Annotated in this window: 14 protein-coding genes; 11 read left to right on the top strand and 3 right to left on the bottom strand. The window is 47.1% G+C overall.

All coding sequences use genetic code 11. From position 1 onward, the window contains the following. Positions 1 to 124 precede the first annotated feature (124 nt). Positions 125 to 952 carry a TerB family tellurite resistance protein gene (locus tag VFC92_04070; GenBank protein ID HZK07355.1) on the bottom strand — a complete coding sequence of 276 codons (828 nt, stop codon included), beginning with the start codon at positions 950 to 952 and terminating at the stop codon, positions 125 to 127. A 538-nt stretch (positions 953 to 1,490) separates the two neighbouring features. On the opposite strand from VFC92_04070, the gene VFC92_04065 reads away from it, so the two are divergent. The 3 genes from VFC92_04065 (at position 1,491) to VFC92_04055 (ending at position 8,209) form a co-directional block, all read left to right on the top strand. Next, on the top strand, positions 1,491 to 4,859 hold the full coding sequence (locus VFC92_04065; protein ID HZK07354.1) for a methylmalonyl-CoA mutase family protein: 3,369 nt from the start codon (positions 1,491 to 1,493) through the stop codon (positions 4,857 to 4,859). Between the two features lie 509 nt (positions 4,860 to 5,368). Then, on the top strand, positions 5,369 to 6,766 hold the full coding sequence (locus tag VFC92_04060; protein ID HZK07353.1) for a T9SS type A sorting domain-containing protein: 1,398 nt from the start codon (positions 5,369 to 5,371) through the stop codon (positions 6,764 to 6,766). A 36-nt stretch (positions 6,767 to 6,802) separates the two neighbouring features. Then, on the top strand, positions 6,803 to 8,209 hold the full coding sequence (locus VFC92_04055) for a T9SS type A sorting domain-containing protein (protein ID HZK07352.1): 1,407 nt from the start codon (positions 6,803 to 6,805) through the stop codon (positions 8,207 to 8,209). Positions 8,210 to 8,337: 128 nt separating this feature from the next. Here the strand turns inward: VFC92_04055 and VFC92_04050 are convergent, their stop codons facing one another. After that, complete coding sequence (locus VFC92_04050; GenBank protein HZK07351.1) at positions 8,338 to 10,170, bottom strand: DNA topoisomerase IV subunit B; 1,833 nt, start codon at positions 10,168 to 10,170, stop codon at positions 8,338 to 8,340. Between the two features lie 345 nt (positions 10,171 to 10,515). Here VFC92_04050 and VFC92_04045 point away from each other — a divergent pair, with 345 nt between their 5' ends. From VFC92_04045 to VFC92_04010, 8 genes are all read left to right on the top strand, one after another. Further along, positions 10,516 to 11,133, top strand: coding sequence for a hypothetical protein (locus VFC92_04045; protein ID HZK07350.1), 618 nt, complete (start codon positions 10,516 to 10,518; stop codon positions 11,131 to 11,133). A 1-nt stretch (position 11,134) separates the two neighbouring features. Further along, positions 11,135 to 11,986: a DUF2764 family protein gene (locus tag VFC92_04040; protein ID HZK07349.1), complete on the top strand. Its 852-nt coding sequence runs from the start codon at positions 11,135 to 11,137 to the stop codon at positions 11,984 to 11,986. Between the two features lie 41 nt (positions 11,987 to 12,027). After that, a complete protein-coding gene (locus VFC92_04035; protein ID HZK07348.1) occupies positions 12,028 to 12,474 on the top strand; it encodes a DUF3332 domain-containing protein in 447 nt (148 codons plus the stop codon). A 29-nt stretch (positions 12,475 to 12,503) separates the two neighbouring features. Next, positions 12,504 to 14,270 (top strand): V-type ATP synthase subunit A, encoded by a 1,767-nt coding sequence (locus tag VFC92_04030; GenBank protein ID HZK07347.1) that lies wholly within the window; start codon positions 12,504 to 12,506, stop codon positions 14,268 to 14,270. Between the two features lie 35 nt (positions 14,271 to 14,305). After that, positions 14,306 to 15,625 carry a V-type ATP synthase subunit B gene (locus VFC92_04025; GenBank protein HZK07346.1) on the top strand — a complete coding sequence of 440 codons (1,320 nt, stop codon included), beginning with the start codon at positions 14,306 to 14,308 and terminating at the stop codon, positions 15,623 to 15,625. A gap of 16 nt (positions 15,626 to 15,641) precedes the next feature. Then, complete coding sequence (locus VFC92_04020) at positions 15,642 to 16,250, top strand: V-type ATP synthase subunit D (protein ID HZK07345.1); 609 nt, start codon at positions 15,642 to 15,644, stop codon at positions 16,248 to 16,250. An 8-nt stretch (positions 16,251 to 16,258) separates the two neighbouring features. Then, positions 16,259 to 18,085 (top strand): hypothetical protein, encoded by a 1,827-nt coding sequence (locus VFC92_04015; GenBank protein ID HZK07344.1) that lies wholly within the window; start codon positions 16,259 to 16,261, stop codon positions 18,083 to 18,085. A 71-nt stretch (positions 18,086 to 18,156) separates the two neighbouring features. Then, positions 18,157 to 18,618, top strand: coding sequence for a V-type ATP synthase subunit K (locus VFC92_04010; GenBank protein HZK07343.1), 462 nt, complete (start codon positions 18,157 to 18,159; stop codon positions 18,616 to 18,618). A gap of 62 nt (positions 18,619 to 18,680) precedes the next feature. Here the strand turns inward: VFC92_04010 and VFC92_04005 are convergent, their stop codons facing one another. Then, entirely contained in the window at positions 18,681 to 20,201 is a 1,521-nt protein-coding gene (locus tag VFC92_04005; GenBank protein HZK07342.1) for an NAD(P)H-hydrate dehydratase, read from the bottom strand. Between the last annotated feature and the right edge of the window lie 55 nt (positions 20,202 to 20,256).

Raw genomic sequence — 20,256 nt, 5'->3', positions numbered from 1 at the left:
TGCAGGGCTGTGAACCCACGGATAGGTTGCCAGCCCTGCAAGGAACCACGTGCTGTTTTCTTCACGCTATGCTCTTTGCTCTCCGCGCCATGCGCCATGCGCCAAGCGTCTTCCGCCTTGCGAACTATACAATCCCTCTCTCCTTACGCAGCTCGCTGTAGGCGTTGTTGAGTTCCTGGAATTTCCGTTTGGCGGCTTCCTGAATATCTTCGCCCAGATGTGCCACCTTGTCGGGATGATATTTCACAGCCATTTTGCGATAAGCTTTTTTGATCTCCTCATCGCTTGCGTCGGGGGTGATTTCAAGGATTGTAAAATTGCGATACTGATCCTTAACAAACATCGCCTTGATCGAGTCGAAATCGCTTTGGCTGATGCCCATGAGTTGGGCAATTCGCTGGATTACCTCTACTTCTTTAGGGTGACTATGGCCGTCGGCCTGAGCGATTCCAAACAGGAAGTGCAGCAGTTGCAATCGTGATGCCTGATCCATGAAGCGGCCTACCTGGCGTGCCACCGCCGAAAGATCATAATCAGTCTCTAAGATCCGGCGCAGCATTAGGATGTTTTGTTGCGTCACCTCTTCGCTGAACTGGCTGCGCAGGAAGCTGCGCACATACTCCAGCTCCGACTTCAACACGCGGTTGTCGGCCTTCATTACGGCGGCTGCCAGAATCATCAGACTCATCAGGAAGTCGCCGGTTTGTGTTTGTGGGCGTCCGTAAGTTTGCTGCCGGTAACCACCGGTCTGCGTGGAGGTTCCTTTACCGGGAGGTGGCAGCCAGCTTTCGGCGCCAGAGGTAGCACCGTCGAACATCGACCCAAATAAAAATCCTAACAAAGCGCCGATGGGGCCTCCCAAAGCCCAGCCCAGTCCACCGCCTATCCATTTTCCGTATTTTGCCATCTTAATTTTTATAATTTCGGTAACGGGCAAATGTAGGAAAATCATTTTTCTATCATCCGGGGTAAATTATTGTAAAGCTGCGAAAGCTCTGTAGCAAACAAATATTGGTAGAAAAAAACATCACCGGTAAGCAAGGCTCCGTAGGTGCGACACCTCGTTTTTATTGAGGTAAAATTAAAATTCAACAACCATAATGTCGCCTCCACGAGGCTATTAACCGGTTCGTTAATGGATTTCTACCATAATACCGCCTCTACGAGGCTGTTACCAACAAAAACCCATCACCGAGAATTTTAAAAGAAAAGCACCGTAGGAGCGACATTATGGTAGAACGGAATGTCCACGACAAACAAAGCTCCGTAGGAGCGACACCTCGTTTTTATTCAGTTTTGTAAAGACGTCCAATCTGGCGTCTCTAATTCAAATGGAACCAATTTTATTCAATATTGTAAAGACGTCCGATCTGGCGTCTTTTCTTCATGCGATTTGATTAATTACATTTTACCCATCCTGCATTCTGCCGACATTTCCTTTTTCAAATAAATTTATCTTTGTTCATTAATAACTTAAAAAACAACTTCAGATGCAACAATCCAAGACCTATAAACCCAAAAATAAAATCCGCATCGTTACAGCAGCTTCTTTGTTCGATGGACATGATGCCGCCATCAACGTTATGCGGCGCATCATCCAGGCTTCGGGTGCCGAGGTGATTCATCTCGGGCACGACCGCTCCGTGCAGGATATCGTAGACTGTGCCATTCAGGAAGATGCACAGGCAGTGGCCATCACTTCCTACCAGGGCGGCCACATGGAGTTTTTTAAATATATGTACGATCTTTTTAAAGAAAATGGTGCCGGTCATATCAAAATATTTGGCGGCGGCGGCGGTGTTATACTTCCCGAAGAAGCCGCTGAGCTACATGCTTATGGCATAACGCGCATCTATTCGCCCGACGAAGGACGCTCGATGGGCTTGCAGGGAATGATCAACGACCTGTTGCAAAAGTCGGATCATCCTACAGGAAAAAATGTGAAACCTGATATTGATAAAATCAAGCAGAAAGATGTGCTGCACATCTCGCAGGTTATTTCGGCTGTAGAAAACTTCCCGGAGAGCACCGTGAGTTTTCTTGAAGAAATCACGGCCGGATGCGACCAGACCACGCCTGTGCTGGGCATCACTGGCACTGGTGGTTCGGGCAAGTCGTCGCTTATCGATGAAATTGTACGGCGCTTTCTCGACGATTTCCCCGACAAAACCCTCGGCATCATCTCAGTCGATCCTTCCAAACGCAAGACCGGCGGTGCTCTGCTTGGCGACCGTATCCGCATGAACTCCATCAGCAATCCGCGCGTATATATGCGCTCCCTGGCCACGCGTCAAAGCAATCTCACACTTTCGCGCTATGTCCGCGACGCCGTTTGCATCTTGAAACTTGCCGGCTTCGATCTGATCTTCCTCGAAACTTCCGGCATCGGCCAAAGCGATACTTCAATTGTCGATCATAGCGATGTTTCGATGTACGTAATGACGCCCGAATATGGCGCAGCTACCCAGCTCGAAAAAATTGATATGCTCGATTTTGCCGACATCATCGCCCTCAATAAATTTGATAAACGCGGTGCCCCCGATGCTTTGCGCGATGTAAAAAAACAATACCAGCGCAACCACATGCGCTTCGACGAAAGTCCTGCCACCATGCCGGTTTACGGTTCTATTGCTTCTCAGTTCAACGATCCGGGCACCAACGAACTTTACCGCGCGTTGATGCACCTCATCGTCGAAAAGACTGGTGCTCCTTTGGAAACCAAAATGCAGGTAGGGCAGGAGATGTCGGAGAAAATCCACATCATCCCGCCGGCACGTGTACGCTATCTTTCTGAAATTTCGGAAACCGTTCGGCGGTATAATAAATGGGTCGAAAAGCAAGGCAACATTGCGCAACAGCTTTTTGCCTTTCACGAAAGCATTAGCATATTAAAACAAAAAGGTGATGAGGCTGCTGCCGAAAACCTTCAGAAGGTTTATGACGAAATCGATTTGAATCTCGATCCGCACAACAGAAAGGTTTTGGAAACATGGAGCGAAAAACGCAGGTTGTTGCGTGAAAAAATGTTCTGTTACACCGTTCGCGAAAGCGAAATATGCGTGGAGACGCACACCGAAACGCTGTCGCACCTGCAGGTGCCTAAAATTTCGCTGCCGCAATATACGGCGTGGGGCGATATTTTAAAATGGAACCTGCGCGAAAATGTGCCTGGCGAATTCCCTTTTGCTGCTGGCGTATTTCCGTTTAAGCGCGAGGGCGAAGACCCCACGCGCATGTTTGCCGGCGAAGGCGGTCCCGAACGCACCAACAAACGGTTTCATTACGTTTCGTTTGGCATGCCCGCGCGGCGGCTTTCTACGGCTTTCGATTCGGTGACGTTGTATGGCCACGATCCGGCACGACGCCCCGACATCTACGGAAAGGTTGGCAACTCGGGCGTTTCGATTTGCTGCCTCGACGATGCCAAGAAACTCTATTCGGGTTTTAATCTGGTGGATGCCAAAACCAGCGTCTCGATGACCATCAACGGGCCAGCGCCTACTTTGGTAGGATTTTTTATGAATGCCGCCATCGATCAGCAATGTGAAATTTATATCCGTAAAAACGGTATGGAAAAAGAGGTGGAAAAGAAAATCGCCGACCTTTATAAAAAACGTGGAACACAACGACCATCTTATCAGGGCGAACTGCCAGCAGGCAATGACGGACTGGGGCTGATGCTGCTTGGCATCACCGGCGACCAGGCACTTCCCGCCGAGGTTTATCAGCGCATCAAAAAAGATACAATAAGCCGTGTTCGCGGCACTGTGCAGGCCGACATACTCAAAGAAGACCAGGCACAAAACACCTGTATCCTCTCCACCGATTTTTCGCTCAAACTCATGGGCGACGTGCAGCAATATTTTATCGACAATAATGTACGCAATTTCTACTCGGTGAGTATTTCGGGCTACCATATCGCCGAAGCTGGCGCCAATCCCATCACACAACTGGCTTTTACGCTGGCCAATGGTTTTACTTACGTAGAATATTATGCCAGCCGCGGCATGGACTTCAACAAATTTGCACCTAATCTTTCGTTTTTCTTTTCTAATGGCATCGATGCCGAATATTCAGTGCTGGGCCGCGTGGCGCGTTTGATCTGGGCCAAAGCCATGAAGCTGAAATATGATGCAGACGATCGTTCGCAAAAGCTGAAATACCATATCCAGACGTCCGGTCGCTCGCTCCATGCGCAGGAAATAGATTTCAACGACATCCGCACCACGCTGCAGGCACTTTATGCGATCTACGACAACTGCAATTCGCTTCACACAAATGCTTTTGATGAAGCTATCACCACGCCTACCGAAGCTTCGGTGCGCCGTGCCATTGCTATACAAATGATCATCAATCACGAGTTGGGATTGGCCAAAAACCAAAACCCGTTGCAAGGTTCTTTCATCATCGAGGAACTTACGGAGCTGGTGGAAGAAGCTGTGCTGAGCGAGTTCGACCGCATCACCGAACGGGGAGGCGTGCTTGGCGCCATGGAAACCATGTACCAGCGCGGCAAGATTCAGGATGAGTCGCTTTATTACGAATCGATGAAGCACAGCGGCAAGTTGCCGATAATGGGCGTCAACACTTTCCTCTCTTCCACGGGTTCGCCAACGGTGCTGCCCGGCGAGGTAATCCGCGCCACCACCACCGAAAAAGAATATCAGATAATGATGCTCGAACAACTGCACAAAACCTGGCCGGCCGAAGCTGAGGAAAGCCTGAAGATGCTGCGGCAGCAGGCCATCGACAACCAAAATATGTTCGACGCGCTGATGGAAGTTACCAAACACGCTTCGCTGGGACAGATCACCGATGCACTTTTCAGAGTGGGAGGGCAGTACCGGAGAAATATGTAGCGAAGGGCGATTTACGATTGTTGATTTACGAATAACGATTAACAATTTTCGATTAACGAATGCCAAATGATATGGAATGTAGAGACGCACGGCCGTGCGTCTTGAAATGCAATTGAATGACAAAAATCGTAGTTTGAATTTTGAATTAAAGTCCAAAGGGGCGAAATCATTAGCATAGCGCACAGCGCTATGATAGTAATTGGCGAAATGAAGAAGCCCCAAAGGGGCGAAATCAATTTGGAATCGCGATTGACGAAGTATAACAGGCGCAGCCTGTAAAAATAGGCCGGACGAGGCGCAGCCTCGTCCAAACACCAGACATCAGCTACAGAGGTACAACCTCGTCCAAACGCCATAGCGGACAAATTTCAAAACACAATAAATCATATTTCAATTGACGCCAAATCTTTAATTGAAAAAAAACTCCCAGGTTTTTGTTTTTATATCCGATTTTTTTTTCCTTTGTATAGACTTTCCTTTTCAAAACAAAAACTTAAAAACTTAGCGCTATGAAAACATTATTAAAAGCCTTTTTCATCCTGCTGGTGATGCTGGTTTTTACCAACAAAGCAAAAAGCCAGTTTTTCGACGGGGTCGAACCGTTTGTCACGGATGATTACGATAAACAAAACGCTGTCTTGGGTTATGCTGCCGACTATTTAGGATGGCTGCTTGTGTACGAACAGCAAACCGATTCGGCTTCCACGGCCATTGCTTATTTGAGCTATCGGTCGCCCAATCCTCCCGTAACTTTGATAGCCGACGAGGGTGTGCATTACCGCAATCCGCAGTTGTATTATTCACACTACGGAAATCTCAATGATTCGACAGGGATTATTTTTTATGAAAAGGTTGTTGGCGAAACCACCGGACTTTATTACATAAAGCTGGCTCCCGATGGCGGACAATCTGCACCTTACGCATTAGCCACCGAGGGCAATACGAACAATCTGTTGGCTCTTTCATACAATGATAATTGGTTAGCCTATCATTCCAATGGGCACCTGCTGACTTTTTATGAAAAGCAAATTGGTGGCATACCTTCGTTTAGCACACCCGACACGATATTTACGGGTGAGATTACTGACATAAAAACCACTTTTGGCCAGCTTTTCTGGCTGGCGCGTCACGACGACTCCACCTCACTGATGATGTCGGGAAATTATAATCCATGGGCGGAACCCGTGGTGCTAAAGACAGAAAAGGAGATCAGCACGATAGGAGGGACTACTTTTATGCAAAATGCAGGATGGATTTCTTACACATACAAATCTGCCGAAAAGTGGCACATAAATAATATTTTACCATTGTGGGGTATGGTTGATGAATTCCAACTGGATTTTGAAAGCGACAGCATTTTCGATTATGATGCTTTTGCTACATGGATTGCTGTGAAAGGAGATAATCCTGACTTGTATTATTGTGCCTACATCAAAGACACAGCGGGAGCGCGCGAAGTGTTCCTCAATAATGCATATTGGGGTGGCAATGAGTATTTCCAACTGACCTTTTTAGGAACAGAATGTCGCAACCCGAAATTTTATCTGGGCGACCCGATTGATTATTCTTCGTGGTGGGGCTACATTGTTTGGGAAGCCTACGTGGATGGTCATTGGCAAATTTACCGATCAAGGGCGCCTTTTGTCTGGGGAGGCATCCATGAGCAGCAGCAGCCCGAAGGCGTTTCGGTTTCGCCCAATCCTGCCCGTGATTTTCTGCGCATCCAAAACAGCCAGGAGTTGGCGCTGGTTATTAAAATAATGGATATTAGTGGAAGGCTGATTTTTGAAACAGCGGGTGGTGACGCAGAGTTCTCAGTTGCTACAAGCCAATGGCCACGCGGCGTGTATATTTTGAGTGCTACCGCTGGAGCTAAACGACTTACGCAGAAGATTGTAGTGGAATAAGTAGGTTGATTTTTTAATCATAAAAACTTAAGACAAATGAAAACTTTATTACGAACCTTTACTTTCTTGCTGGTATTGCTGGCGTTTACCGACAATGCAAAAAGCCAGAACTTCGATGAACCCGTGCCCTTTTTCGTGAATGATTACGACAAACAAAATGCTGTAATGGGATACGCGGCGCAGGAATTAGGATATTTATTAATTTGGGAACAGCAAACCGATCCTGAATCTACAGCCATTGTTTATTGGAGGTATCTCTCCAACGATCCTCCCGTGACATTGATAGCCGACGAGGGAGTGCGTTACCAAAATCCTCAGCTGTACCATTCTTGGTGGTACTTTCCCCAAGATACGATTGGGGTAGTATTTTATGAAAAGGCTGTCGGAGAGAAAACTGATTTGTACTACATAAAAATTGCCTCTGATGGCGGTCAGTCATTACCGGTTCCATTTGCTACCGAAGGAAATGTTAATAACCTCTTCACTTACGCTTACTATGATAACTCTATTATGGCATACCATTCCAATGGACATGTGCTGACTTTTCACCCGATCAATAGTGGCGGAGATGTTTCTTTTAGCGTTCCGGATACGGTATTCACCGGTGAGATTACTGACATAGTCGTCCAGAAGGACCAGGTTTATTGGCTGTGGCCAAATAATGATTCTACCTCACTGATGATGTCATCAATGACCTATGGCTATAATTGGAGTGATCCACAAATATTAAAAACTGAGAAGGAGATTTCTACTCTGGGAGGAACCACTTTTGAAATGAATGATGGATGGGTTTCATTTACCTACAAAGCGGCCGAAAAATGGTACATTAATAATGTTCGCAGGTCGTGGGGTATGGATGATGAATATCAATTAGAGATAGAAAGTGACACCATTTTCGATTACGATGCTTTTTCCACATGGATAGCTGTGAAAGGCTATGATCCCGAACTCTACTATTGTGCTTTTATCCACGACACAGCAGGTGCGCGTGAGATTTTTATGAATAATATATATTTTGGCGGGAATGAATATTTTCAGCTTAGCAACTTAGGAACTGAATGCCGCAATCCGAAATTTTTCCTGGGTGAGTCTGGTGGGGATAATTTTAGTTGGGGGTATCTTATCTGGGAAGCATACACAGATGGCCATTGGCAGATTTACCGGTCAAGAGCACCTTTTGGTTGGAGCAGCATCCATGAGCAGCAGCAGCCCGAAGGCGTTTCCGTTTCGCCCAATCCTGCCCGAGATTTTCTGCGCATCCAAAACAGCCAGGAGTTGGAGCTGGATATTAAAATAATGGATATTACAGGGAAATTGATTTTGGAGATGACCGAAAAAGATGCTGAGATAACAATACCAACGAGCCGATGGCCACGTGGTGTTTATCTTCTGAATGTTGTCTCCGGTTCAAAAATGCTGACACAAAAAACCATTTTGGAATAAAGCAACGTTATCCATTCGTTAATCGGCAATCGTTAATTGTTAACCGGCAATAATTTCGTCCCGTTGGGGCGAAAACTCAATAAATGTTAGTCGGTCAAAAGTCGTCAATTTGCTCTAACCTCTCCCTTCTACATCACCTCCTCATATTTCAGATTATCGATGATAAAGCTCTGGCGGTCGGGGGTGTTTTTACCCATATAAAACGACAGCATGTCGCCCAACGGCTGACCTTTTTTTAGTATCACCGGATCGAGGCGCATAGAGCCGCCGATAAAGTGTTTGAACTCGTCGGGCGAAATCTCACCCAGCCCTTTGAAGCGGGTAATCTCAGGGTTAACCCCCAGCTTTTTGAGTGCCTGCACGCGCTCCTCTTCCGAGTAGCAATAGATGGTTTCTTTCTTGTTGCGCACCCTGAACAGCGGTGTTTGCAGGATGTACAGGTGGCCTGATTTCACCAGGTCGGGATAATACTGCAGGAAAAAGGTGAGCAGCAGCAGGCGGATGTGCATGCCGTCGACGTCGGCATCGGTGGCGACAACGATGTTGTTGTAGCGTAGATTTTCAAGGTCTTCGTCGATGTTGAGCGCAGCCTGCAGCAGGTTGAATTCCTCGTTTTGGTAAACGATCTTTTTGGTCATGCCGTAGGAGTTGAGCGGTTTTCCCTTGAGCGAGAATACCGCCTGGGTATTCACGTCGCGGCTTTTGGTAATGGAGCCGCTGGCCGAATCGCCCTCGGTGATAAAGAGCGTTGTTTCCAGGCGCCGGTCGTGGTTTTGGTTGTAATGCACCCGGCAGTCGCGCAGCTTTTTGTTGTGCAGACTGGCTTTCTTAACACTCTCCCGAGCCAGTTTTTTGATACCGGCGATGTCTTTACGTTCTTTCTCGCTGCTGAGGATTTTCTGTAAGATAGTCTCGGCGATTGCGGGATTCTTGTGAAGATAGTTGTCAAGGTTGCGTGTTACAATGTCCATCACGTAGTTGCGAACAGTTTGTCCGTCGGGCTCCAGGTATTGAGAGCCAAGCTTTGTCTTGGTTTGCGACTCAAATATAGGCTCCTGTACTTTGATGCTCAACGCAACCACGATGGAAGCTCGCACATCGCCGGGCTCGAAATCTTTTTTATAAAACTCGCGCATGGTTTTTACGATGGCTTCGCGGAAAGCAGCCTGGTGGGTGCCACCCTGCGTGGTATTTTGTCCGTTCACAAACGAATGGTATTCCTCACCATACTGATTGTTCATGTGGGTAAAGGCAAACTCCAGATCGTCCTCTTTGAGATGGATGATCGGATAGATCGCATCGCCATTTATGTTGCGTTCCAAAAGATCGTGCAGGCCATTTTTAGCAAAAAACCGTTCTCCATTGTAATAGATGCTCAGCCCGTTGTTGAGGAAAACATAGTTCCACAAGAGTTTCTCTACATATTCAGGAATAAAATGAAAGTTGCCGAAATATTTGGTGTCGGGCACAAAGGTGATGATGGTTCCGTCGCGCTCGGTGGTGTCGGCAAGTGGATCTTCCTTTGTTTTTACTCCGCCGCTAAATTCTACAATTTTGGTCTTGTTTTCGCGCACCGATTGGGCCATAAAAAACGACGATAGCGCATTTACCGCTTTGGCGCCCACGCCATTCAAACCTACCGATTTTTTAAAAACCTTGCTATCGTATTTGGCGCCGGTGTTGATTTTGGCTACACAATCCACCACCTTGCCGAGCGGTATGCCGCGCCCGTAGTCGCGGATGCTCACCTTGCGATCGTCGATGTTTACATCGATGCGCCGTCCGTTGCCCATCACAAATTCATCAATGGAGTTGTCGAGGATTTCTTTTATTAATACATAAATGCCATCGTCCTGCGAGGAGCCGTCGCCCAGCTTGCCAATGTACATGCCGGGGCGCGTTTGTATGTGCTCGTTCCATTCGAGCGAGCGTACCAGATCATCACTATATTCTACTGTCATCATTAATTTGTTTTCCTGCTAATTGTCCGGGAGGCAAAAATAAGTTAATAGCCTCCTGATTTGGGTGAAGCGGGGTGGTAAAGTTATCAAACACTGCGAGCACAATTTAACGATAAATCCGCTGCGGCCGCGTGTTTTCAGCTCTTTCAATTGCTTACAGAACGTTGATAATTTTATTTGTTTCAAAGAAGGCTATAATAATTTCTGATCGATCAGGTTAAAGTTGTGCTCCGATTTGTGTGATTCTATTTTTTTAGAATGCTTTAACTATAATAGGTCGATACAAATCATTTATCTTTGCGGACTTTTACAGCATTGTGTTAAGCAACTTTTAGCAAATAAACTATGAATGATAAACTGCAGGAACTAACAACACGTATTTACGACGAAGGTGTTGAAAAAGGAAAGAAAGAAGCAGCCGATCTTGTGGCTAAAGCCAAAAAAGAATCAGAAGAGATACTAAAAACAGCGCGTGCCGATGCTGAGAAGATTCTAGCTGATGCACGCCAATCTTCCGAAGAGCTTAAGAAAAATACCGATTCGGAGTTACAGATGACCACCCGGCAGGCTGTTACAAGCATCAAACAACGCATCACCGATTTGTTGGTCGACAAAGCTGTAAATGAGGCCATCGATCAGGCCTTTGATGACAAGGATTTTGTAAAAAATCTTTTGCTCAAAATGGCCGACAACTGGGATCAGATAGAGCAGCATGGAAAAGATATTACCGTATTTATGTCGAAAGAAGACCACAAACAGCTCGAAGGTGTCCTTACGAAGAAGGTGGCTGAAAAAGTGAAAGGTGGTGTGAACATCGACTTTGAAGAAGGTATCAAAAGCGGCTTTAAGCTTGGACCCAAAGATGGCAGCTATAAGATTAGCTTTACTGATGAGGATTTTAAATTATTCTTCAACCAATATCTCCGCCCGCGGACCCGTAAATTTTTTGACGAAATCAAATAGCATGCTTTTCAAACGCCATTATTATTACGAGGTTGCCGGGCTCCCTGATCTTTTTCTCGACGAAAACAGAGCCAAGGTGTCGGTAGAAGCTTTTAAAGAAGAGTTTCGCAAGACGCTGCATCCCGACGACTATGCGCTGATAGAAGTGCTGTTTTTGAAATACGACAATCAAAATCTGCTCAGCCTGCTGCTCAAAAACGACAAGCCGTGGCAAGAGATGGCCAACTATAGCCGCGACCTCCTCGAAGAAGAAATCCGCGAAAGCGATGACCGGATTCCGAATTACATGCGCGATTTTATTACGCAGTTTAAAAATGACGAACGCGACAATAATGAGATGCCTTGGGAAGCTGTTCTCGACAAGCATTTCTATGACCACCTGCTGTCGCTCAACAACGATTTTCTTCGCAAATACTATAGCTTCCTGCTCGATTTTACTAATGTAACCACAGCGATGGCTTTGCGCGAGCACGAGATGCCGCTGTCCAATCAGCTCATTGGCGACAATGTGGTGACGCAAAGTATACAGCGTAGCAGTGCACGCGATTTTGGCCTGATGCAGGACTTTGCAGAAACAGAAAAAATTCTGGCTGCCTGGCAAAGTGACACCATCACCGAGCGCGAGAAAAATCTCGATCTTTTAAAATGGCAGTGGATCGACGAACATACCTTCTTCGAATATTTTACCATCGAACGCCTGCTGGCTTTTATGCTTCAGCTAAGTATAGCCGAACGCTGGATGCGCCTTGATCCGGAGACCGGACGTAGCATGTTCGACCAGTTGCTCGACCGCCTTACACGCGATTATAAATTGCCCGACGAATTTAATTTGCAACAAATAAAACGTACCTGATCATCAACAATTTATTTCATTAATAAATTATTAAGGAAGATATGAAAAAGATAAAAGTACTACTACTGGCAGTCATTCTGCTGGGAACTACACTAACTCAACAAAGCTGCATCGGTTCGTTTCAGCTTACCAATAATCTCTACAACTGGAATATGGATATTGATGGCCGGTGGGGTTCCGAGCTGGTGTTTTTTGCCATGCTTGTGATTCCGGTTTACTCCGTTACTTTGCTCGCTGATGGTATTGTGCTCAACTCCATCGAGTTTTGGTCGGGTAGTAATCCGTTGGCAATGAATGCTGTCGAAAAACAAACACGCATCGTTAAAAACGGCGGCGACACTTATCAACTCACTGCTGAAAAGAATACGATTCATGTGCAGAAACTTAGCGGCGGCAACACCGGCGAAACCGGCGATTTTACGTGGGACGATCAATCTCAAAATTGGGAGTTCCAGTCTAACGGTCAGCACTTTGTGCTACAACAATAAGTATCTATTTATTCTCAAAATATTTTTAAATGACAAAAGGATCAGTATCCGGAATCATCTCCAATCTAGTAATTGTTACCGTTGACGGACCCGTGGCCCAAAATGAGATATGTTACATCATTCATGATAACGTGCGTCTGATGGCCGAGGTGATCAAGATAATGGGCAAAAAAGCCTATGTGCAGGTTTTTGAGAGTACACGCAACCTTAAGTTAGGCACGGTGGTGGAGTTCACGAGCCATATGCTCGAAGTGACTTTGGGTCCCGGAATTCTCTCCAAAAACTTCGACGGCCTGCAAAATGACCTCGATAAGATGGAAAGTGTTTTTCTGAATCGAGGCGAATACACCAATCCGCTCGAAGACGACAAGAAGTGGGAATTTAAACCGCTGGCACGCGTAGGCGATTTGGTAGAAGCAGGCTCCTGGCTGGGCGAAGTAAAAGAAAACTGGATGCCCCACAAGATCATGGTACCTTTTAAATTTGAAGGCAAATTTACCTTGAAAAGTGTGGCTGCTGCCGGAAGTTACACCATCCTTGATGTGGTAGCCATCCTCACCGATACCCAGGGCAAAACGCATGAGGTTCGCATGGCGCAGAAATGGCCTGTAAAAGTTCCCATCAGAGCTTACAAAGAAAAGCCCCGGCCCTTCCGTATGCTCGAAACCGGTGTCCGCTGCATCGACTCGCTCAATCCTATTGTGGAAGGAGGAACAGGTTTTACACCCGGCGCTTTCGGTACCGGCAAAACGGTGCTGCAACATGCTTTGAGCAAATATGCCGAGGCCGACATGATCGTGATGGCAGCTTGTGGTGAGCGTGCCAATGAGGTAGTGGAGGTTTTTACTGAATTTCCAGAGCTCATCGACCCACGTACCGGACGAACCCTTATGGAACGTACCACCATTATCGCCAACACTTCTAACATGCCCGTGGCCGCCCGCGAAGCATCGGTTTACACTGCCATGACCCTTGCCGAATATTACCGCGCGATGGGATTGAAGGTGCTGATGTTGGCCGACTCTACTTCACGCTGGGCACAGGCGCTGCGCGAAATGTCGAATCGCCTGGAAGAGTTGCCCGGTCAGGATGCTTATCCCATGGATTTGCCTGCCATTATTTCTAACTTCTACTCCCGCGCCGGATATGTGATTTTGCCAAACGACAAAACCGGAAGTATTACCTTTATTGGTACTGTGTCGCCGGCAGGTGGAAACCTGAAAGAACCTGTGACCGAATCGACCAAAAAAGTGGCGCGTTGTTTTTATGCTTTGTCGCAGTCGCGTGCCGATAGCAAACGCTATCCCGCTGTCGATCCCATCGAAAGCTACTCCAAGTATCTCGAATATGACGAGGTGATCGAATATCTGCACGACAATGTGGGCGAAGAATGGTTTGATCAGCTTCAATATGCGCGGAACCTGCTGGTGCGTGGCAAAGAGGCCTACGAACAAATCAATATCCTTGGCGACGATGGGGTGCCTATCGAATATCATATCCGCTTTTGGAAATCAGAAGTTTTCGATTTTGTGATTTTGCAACAGGATGCTTTCGACGAAGTGGATGCCCAAACACCTATCAAACGTCAGAAATATATGATGGATCTGGTGATCGGCATCTTGAAGGAGGATTACGAGTTTGATCATTTTGAGGAGGTCAACAGCTACTTCCGGAGTCTCATCAACATCCTGAAACAAATGAACTATACGAAGTTCGAGTCGGAGGAATTTGAGAAATTTCATAAACAACTCACCGAAGAACTCAAAAAATACCGCCCTGTCGCTGCGACAGCCTAATACAACTATTTTACAAAGCTCATTAATACATTATTATGCAAACAAAGGCTTTTCAAAAGATATACACCAGGATCGATCAGATTACCAAAGCTACCTGTGTGCTGCATGCCACCGGCGTAGGCAGCGAAGAGCTGGCCATGATTGGCGACAAGATGGCGCAGGTGGTAAAGATAATCGACGACAACGTTACACTGCAGGTTTTCGGTGGTACCGAGGGAATTCCAACCAATGCCGAAGTAACCTTTCTGGGCAAGGCGCCCACGCTCAAAGTGAGCGATGCCCTGGCCGGACGCTTTTTTAATGCATACGGCGATCCCATCGATGGTGGTCCGCGTGTGGAAGGCCGGGAGGTTGAGATCGGAGGCCCGTCGGTAAATCCCGTTCAGCGTAAAAAACCTAGCAACATGATCTTTACCGGTATCGCCGGCATCGACATGAACAACTCGCTGGTGTCGGGGCAGAAGATTCCTTTCTTTACTGACTCCGACCAGCCCTTCAACGTGGTGATGGCCATGGTTGCATTGCGCGCCAAGGCCGACAAGATCATCCTCGGCGGAATGGGGCTTACCAACGATGATTATTTATTTTATAAAAATGTATTCGACAATGCCGGTGCGCTCGACCGCATCATCAGCTTTGTGAATACCACCGACGACCCGCCGGTAGAGCGCCTGCTCATCCCAGACATGGCCCTCACGGCAGCCGAATATTTTGCTGTCGAAAAAAACGAAACCGTTTTGGTGTTGCTCACCGACATGACGCTTTTTGCCGACGCGCTGGCCATCGTTTCCAACAGGATGGACCAGATTCCCAGCAAGGACAGCATGCCCGGATCGCTCTACAGCGACTTGGCAAAAATTTACGAGAAAGCTGTACAACTGCCATCCGGTGGCTCCATTACCATCATTGCCGTGACAACGCTTTCGGGTGGCGACATTACGCATGCCATCCCCGACAACACCGGCTACATTACCGAAGGGCAGCTCTACCTGCGCCACGACAGCGATATTTCTAAAGTAATCATTGACCCGTTCCGCAGTTTGTCGCGGCTTAAACAAAACGTGATTGGTAAAGACACACGTAGCGACCATGGGCAGGTGATGAACGCTGCTATCAAGCTTTACGCTGAGGCTGCGAATGCCAAGACGAAGCTCGAAAATGGTTTCGACCTTACCGACTTCGATGAGCGGGCACTGGCTTTCGCCAAAAGATACGCCAACGACCTGCTGGCCATCGATGTGAATATTGGTGCCGAAGAGATGCTCGACAGAACCTGGGGCTTGTTTGCCGAATTTTTTGAACCCGCCGAGGTTGGCATCAAGCAGGAGTTCGTCAGTAAGTTCTGGCCATCCTGATAACAGTTTGTAAATTATGGCGATAAAATTTAATTATAACAAAACTTCTTTACAGGCACTTAACAAGCAGTTGAAGGTAAGGCTTAACGCATTGCCTACGCTTAAAAATAAGGAGTCGGCGTTGCGCGTTGAGGTGAAGAAAGCCCGTAACGAAGCTGACCGTTTGAACGAAGATCTGGAGAAGCGCAAACAGGAAGGCTCGGCGCTGCTGCGTATGTGGAGCGAATTTGAACCCGACCTGCTTGCCATAAAAGATGTTTCGCTTTCGGTGAAGAAAATTGCTGGTGTTAAAACGCCGGTACTAGAAAATATCGAATTCGAAATCCGGCCTTTCAGTATCTTCAGCAGCCCATCGTGGTTTCTGGAGGGTATCACCATATTAAAATCGATGGCACGTCTGGCGCTGGAGCGCGATGTTTTTGTACGCAAAACCGAGCTGCTCGACTTTGCCCGCAAAAAAACCACACAGAAAGTAAACCTTTACGAAAAGGTACAGATTCCGGGCTACGAAGAAGCCATCTTAAAGATAAAACGTTTTATGGAAGACGAAGAAAACCTCTCCAAAGCGGCACAAAAGATTGTAAAGACGCGCATGGAACAAAAACTTGAGGAGGCCATAGCATGATTCTTCCCATGAAAAAATATTCGATGCTGGTGCATCACGCCGACTTTGAGCAGTTCCTTGATGATCTGCAAAATCTCGGAATGGTGGATGTAGCCGATCGCGGTGTAGAACCCGACGCTGCAACACAGCAAAAGATTGAACTACTCAGGCAGTACGATCGTACCATTAAATTTCTATCGGCAAAGATTCAAGAAGGAGAAGGATCAACTGCAGATACCGATCTTTCGGCACAGGAAATCCTCGATAAAATATCTGCCATGCAAGTCGAAATCGACGACAACAGGCAGAAGGGAGCATCGCTCGAAAAGTTATACCGGATTTTGCGTCCCTGGGGCAATTTCGATCGTGCCATGTTCGACAAGCTCGAAGCCAACGGATTTAAACTCCGTTTTTATGTGGCGAATCAGCGAAAATACAAGCCGGAATGGGCTGAGCAATATAATCTTGAGGTAATCAGCGAAACCGATGGCCAGGTGTATTTCGTAATTGTAGATACCGGAAAGGAAGCTATCGAGATCGAGGCCGAAGAGGTGCGAACGCCCGAACGGGCAGCCTCCGGAGTTATAGCCGAGCGCGAAAAACTCGAAGAGCGCGCTACCGAAATCAGCAACTACTTTAGCAATTATGCAAGTGCTTTTGTACCCAAACTGACTGCTGCCCGCAACGAGCTGCTCGACCAGATCAACTTTAGCAATGTGGTGCAAAACAGCGCTTCCGAAGCCGACGATCAGTTGCGCATCCTGCAGGGCTGGGTGCCCAATCAAAAAGTTGTGGCTGTAGATGAATTTCTGAAACAGCACGACCTCTTTTTCCTTACGGAGAATCCTGTAAAAGGAGAGAAAGTTCCCATCCTGCTCAAAAACGGAAACTTCAGCAAGCTTTTCGAGCCTATCAGCAACCTTTATTCGCTGCCCAAATACGGCGAGATGGATCTCGTTCCATTTTTCGCACCTTTCTTTATGATGTTCTTTGGCTTCTGCTTAGGCGATGCCGGCTATGGGTTACTTTTCATTATCGGTGCTACCATTGCCAAACCCCGTGTGGGTGGGATGATGAAAAGAATTCTTACGCTCGCACAATGGCTTGGCGTGGCTACCATTATTTTTGGTGCCCTTACGGGAACCTTCTTTGGCCTCAACCTGATAGAGATGTACGACGAGGGCAGCGTTAGCTGGCTTGCAGGCGTGCGCGAATACATGCTCGAATCGGATAAGATGTTTTATCTCGCCCTGCTTTTGGGCGCCATCCAGATTCTCTATGGCATGGTCATCAAGGTCATCAACCTTACGCGGCAGTATGGTTTCCAATATGCGCTTTCTACTATAGGGTGGATATTGCTCATCATTGGCGGGGCGGTGCTTTTTATGGTTCATAGCGATAATAACCAGCAACTGTTCACCATATTACTATACATTTTGCTCGGCGTCAGTGGCATACTCATTCTTTTTATGAACAACCCCGGCAAAAATGTTTTTATCAATTTTGGTGGAGGACTATGGGATGTTTATTCGATGGTTACCGGTGTGATGGGCGACTTGCTGTCGTACATACGTCTGTTTGCATTGGGTGTTTCGAGCGGTATTTTGGGATATGTTTTTAACGACCTGGCCTCGCAAATGAGTGGCAGTATTCCGGTGGTGAGTCAAATCATCTTTTTGGTGATATTGCTCATTGGCCATGGCCTCAATATTTTCATGGCTTCGTTGGGTGCTTTTGTGCATCCGTTGCGTCTTACTTTCGTCGAATTTTATAAAAATGCAGGATTTCAAGGTGGCGGCAAGCCTTACAGGCCTTTTATGAAAAAGAAAGAGGCTGCAAGCGAAAACTTGATTTAATGATGGATTAGAATTAGCAATCAAAGATTTTTTAATAAATAAAACAACAAAACAAAAGGAGACAATTTATTATGGCATTACCATTAATTTTAACTTATGTGGGCCTGGCGCTGATGATTGCCCTTTCGGGGATAGGCAGTGCTTATGGTGTAACGATGGGAGGCAATGCTGCCATCGGCGCACTGAAGAAAAACGACGAAGCTTTCGGTAATTACATGCTGCTTAGCGCGTTGCCGGGTACGCAAGGTCTGTATGGCTTTGCAGGATTTTTTGTGATCAACAACCTGGGTATCATTAATGAAAGTATGACGATGTTGCAAGGTACCGCCATCTTTGGCGCTGGCGTTGCATTGGGTCTTGTAGCATTGCTCTCGGCCATTCGCCAGGGAAGCATCTGTGCCAACGGCATCGCCGGCATCGGATCAGGATATGATGTTTTTGGCAAAACGATGATTCTGGCAGTTTTCCCAGAATTGTATGCCATCGTTGCTTTTGCAGCTACTTTTATAATTGCTACGGGATTAGTGGCCTAATAAGACGAACGTTTTATTAAGCACATTCAGGACGTTTTGTGAAGCGTTGTTTCGGCAACATTTCACGAAGCGTCCTGTGTTTTTTTATAGGCCTTGCCCAAATATTTGGTAACGTCGCCGGCGATCATGGCCTGCATCGATAACTTCCTCGCAGCGATGTCGCCCGCCAATCCATGCAGATAAACGCCCAGCAGGCAAGCGTGTAATGTTGGGTAACATTGCGCCAGCAATCCCAGCAACACGCCTGTAAGCACGTCGCCGGTACCGCCGGTTCCCATGCCTGCGTTGCCGGTGCTATTGAAAAAGCAGCGTCCGTCGGGGGTGGAGATGCAGGTGTAACCGCCTTTTAACACCACAAAAACTTTGTTTTTTATCGAAAAATCACGTTGTATCTCGTGACGTTCAAAACCATTTTTTGTTTTCCCAATCAGCCGTTCAAATTCTTTTGGATGTGGTGTGAGAATACTCTCCGGGGGTAGAAAGGCCAACCAGGTCTTATTTTCCGAAAGGATATTTAAAGCATCGGCGTCGAGAAGCAGTGGCACCGGCGTGTTTTGGATCAGGAGCTTGAGTGCTTTTTGTGTTTCTGGCTTTTTTCCAAGACCCGGTCCGGCAGCGATGGCCTGATAGTTCTCCAGATGTTCGGGCAGCACAGTAAAATTGTGTTCATCAGCATCGATGCTGGTCATGCATTCCGGAAGAGCCGTTTGTATGATCTGGTAACCCGCCCCGGGGATGTGTGCCGTAACGAGACCTGCACCGGCACGCAAAGCAGCCTCTGCTGCCATCACCGCAGCGCCCATCTTTCCATAACCGCCGGCAATGAGCAAGCCGTGACCAAAAGTCCCTTTGTGTGCGAACTTATGACGTGGCATCAGCAAAGGCTGAATATCCGATTTTTGAATATAAAAATTGTTCGTCGGTGCAGATGCAATGAAATCTGCCGAAAGGCCAATATCAAAAATTCCCCACTGGCCAACATAACTTTCGTTTTCGGGATAGAAAAATGCCTGCTTTGGAAATTGAAATGACAAGGTGTAATCGGCGCGGACGATGGATGCATCTTTGGCAGTGGAAGGTTTATCGGCAAAGAGCCCCGAAGGCATATCGATGGCGATGATGATGGCGCCGCTCTCATTGATGTGGTGGATGAGTCTGGCTGTAAAGCCTTCGACAGGACGCGAAAGCCCGGAGCCAAAAATCGCATCAATCACCACCTCGTCGGGTGCAATTTCGGGAAAATTATTGCCGTCGCTTATCTCGCTAATGGCGACTTTCGGAATCTCTTGCAAACGCTCCAGATTGGTTGTAAAGTCGGCGGAGCTCTTGTCGGTAACGCGCACCAGATGCACCTGCACCTGATACCCTTTTTGGGCCAGAAGGCGCGCCACCACCAAACCATCACCGCCATTGTTGCCCGGCGCACAAAAAACGCGAATAGGATAACTGCAACCGACATGTTTTTTTATCCAGCGATAGCATTGGCGCGCGGCTCTTTCCATCAGATCGACGGAGGCAATAGGTTCGTTGGCAATGGTGTGGGCATCGGCATCACGGATTTTTTCGACAGGAAATATTTTCATGATAATGATAGCGTTATTAAACTTATTTTTTTGTAAAAATAGAAAAAGTGCGGAT

The sequence above is a fragment of the Bacteroidales bacterium genome (assembly GCA_035647615.1).
In the GTDB taxonomy this organism is placed as follows: Bacteria; Bacteroidota; Bacteroidia; order Bacteroidales; family 4484-276; genus SABY01.
This window is presented reverse-complemented; position numbering and strand designations above follow the sequence as displayed.

Bases quoted from the DNA above. Each gene is read 5' to 3' on its own strand.
- VFC92_04070 (HZK07355.1), bottom strand. From the start codon at position 952: ATGATTTTCCTACATTTGCCCGTTACCGAAATTATAAAAATTAAGATG.
- VFC92_04065 (HZK07354.1), top strand. From the start codon at position 1,491: ATGCAACAATCCAAGACCTATAAACCCAAAAATAAAATCCGCATCGTT.
- VFC92_04060 (HZK07353.1), top strand. From the start codon at position 5,369: ATGAAAACATTATTAAAAGCCTTTTTCATCCTGCTGGTGATGCTGGTT.
- VFC92_04055 (HZK07352.1), top strand. From the start codon at position 6,803: ATGAAAACTTTATTACGAACCTTTACTTTCTTGCTGGTATTGCTGGCG.
- VFC92_04050 (HZK07351.1), bottom strand. From the start codon at position 10,170: ATGACAGTAGAATATAGTGATGATCTGGTACGCTCGCTCGAATGGAAC.
- VFC92_04045 (HZK07350.1), top strand. From the start codon at position 10,516: ATGAATGATAAACTGCAGGAACTAACAACACGTATTTACGACGAAGGT.
- VFC92_04040 (HZK07349.1), top strand. From the start codon at position 11,135: ATGCTTTTCAAACGCCATTATTATTACGAGGTTGCCGGGCTCCCTGAT.
- VFC92_04035 (HZK07348.1), top strand. From the start codon at position 12,028: ATGAAAAAGATAAAAGTACTACTACTGGCAGTCATTCTGCTGGGAACT.
- VFC92_04030 (HZK07347.1), top strand. From the start codon at position 12,504: ATGACAAAAGGATCAGTATCCGGAATCATCTCCAATCTAGTAATTGTT.
- VFC92_04025 (HZK07346.1), top strand. From the start codon at position 14,306: ATGCAAACAAAGGCTTTTCAAAAGATATACACCAGGATCGATCAGATT.
- VFC92_04020 (HZK07345.1), top strand. From the start codon at position 15,642: ATGGCGATAAAATTTAATTATAACAAAACTTCTTTACAGGCACTTAAC.
- VFC92_04015 (HZK07344.1), top strand. From the start codon at position 16,259: ATGAAAAAATATTCGATGCTGGTGCATCACGCCGACTTTGAGCAGTTC.
- VFC92_04010 (HZK07343.1), top strand. From the start codon at position 18,157: ATGGCATTACCATTAATTTTAACTTATGTGGGCCTGGCGCTGATGATT.
- VFC92_04005 (HZK07342.1), bottom strand. From the start codon at position 20,201: ATGAAAATATTTCCTGTCGAAAAAATCCGTGATGCCGATGCCCACACC.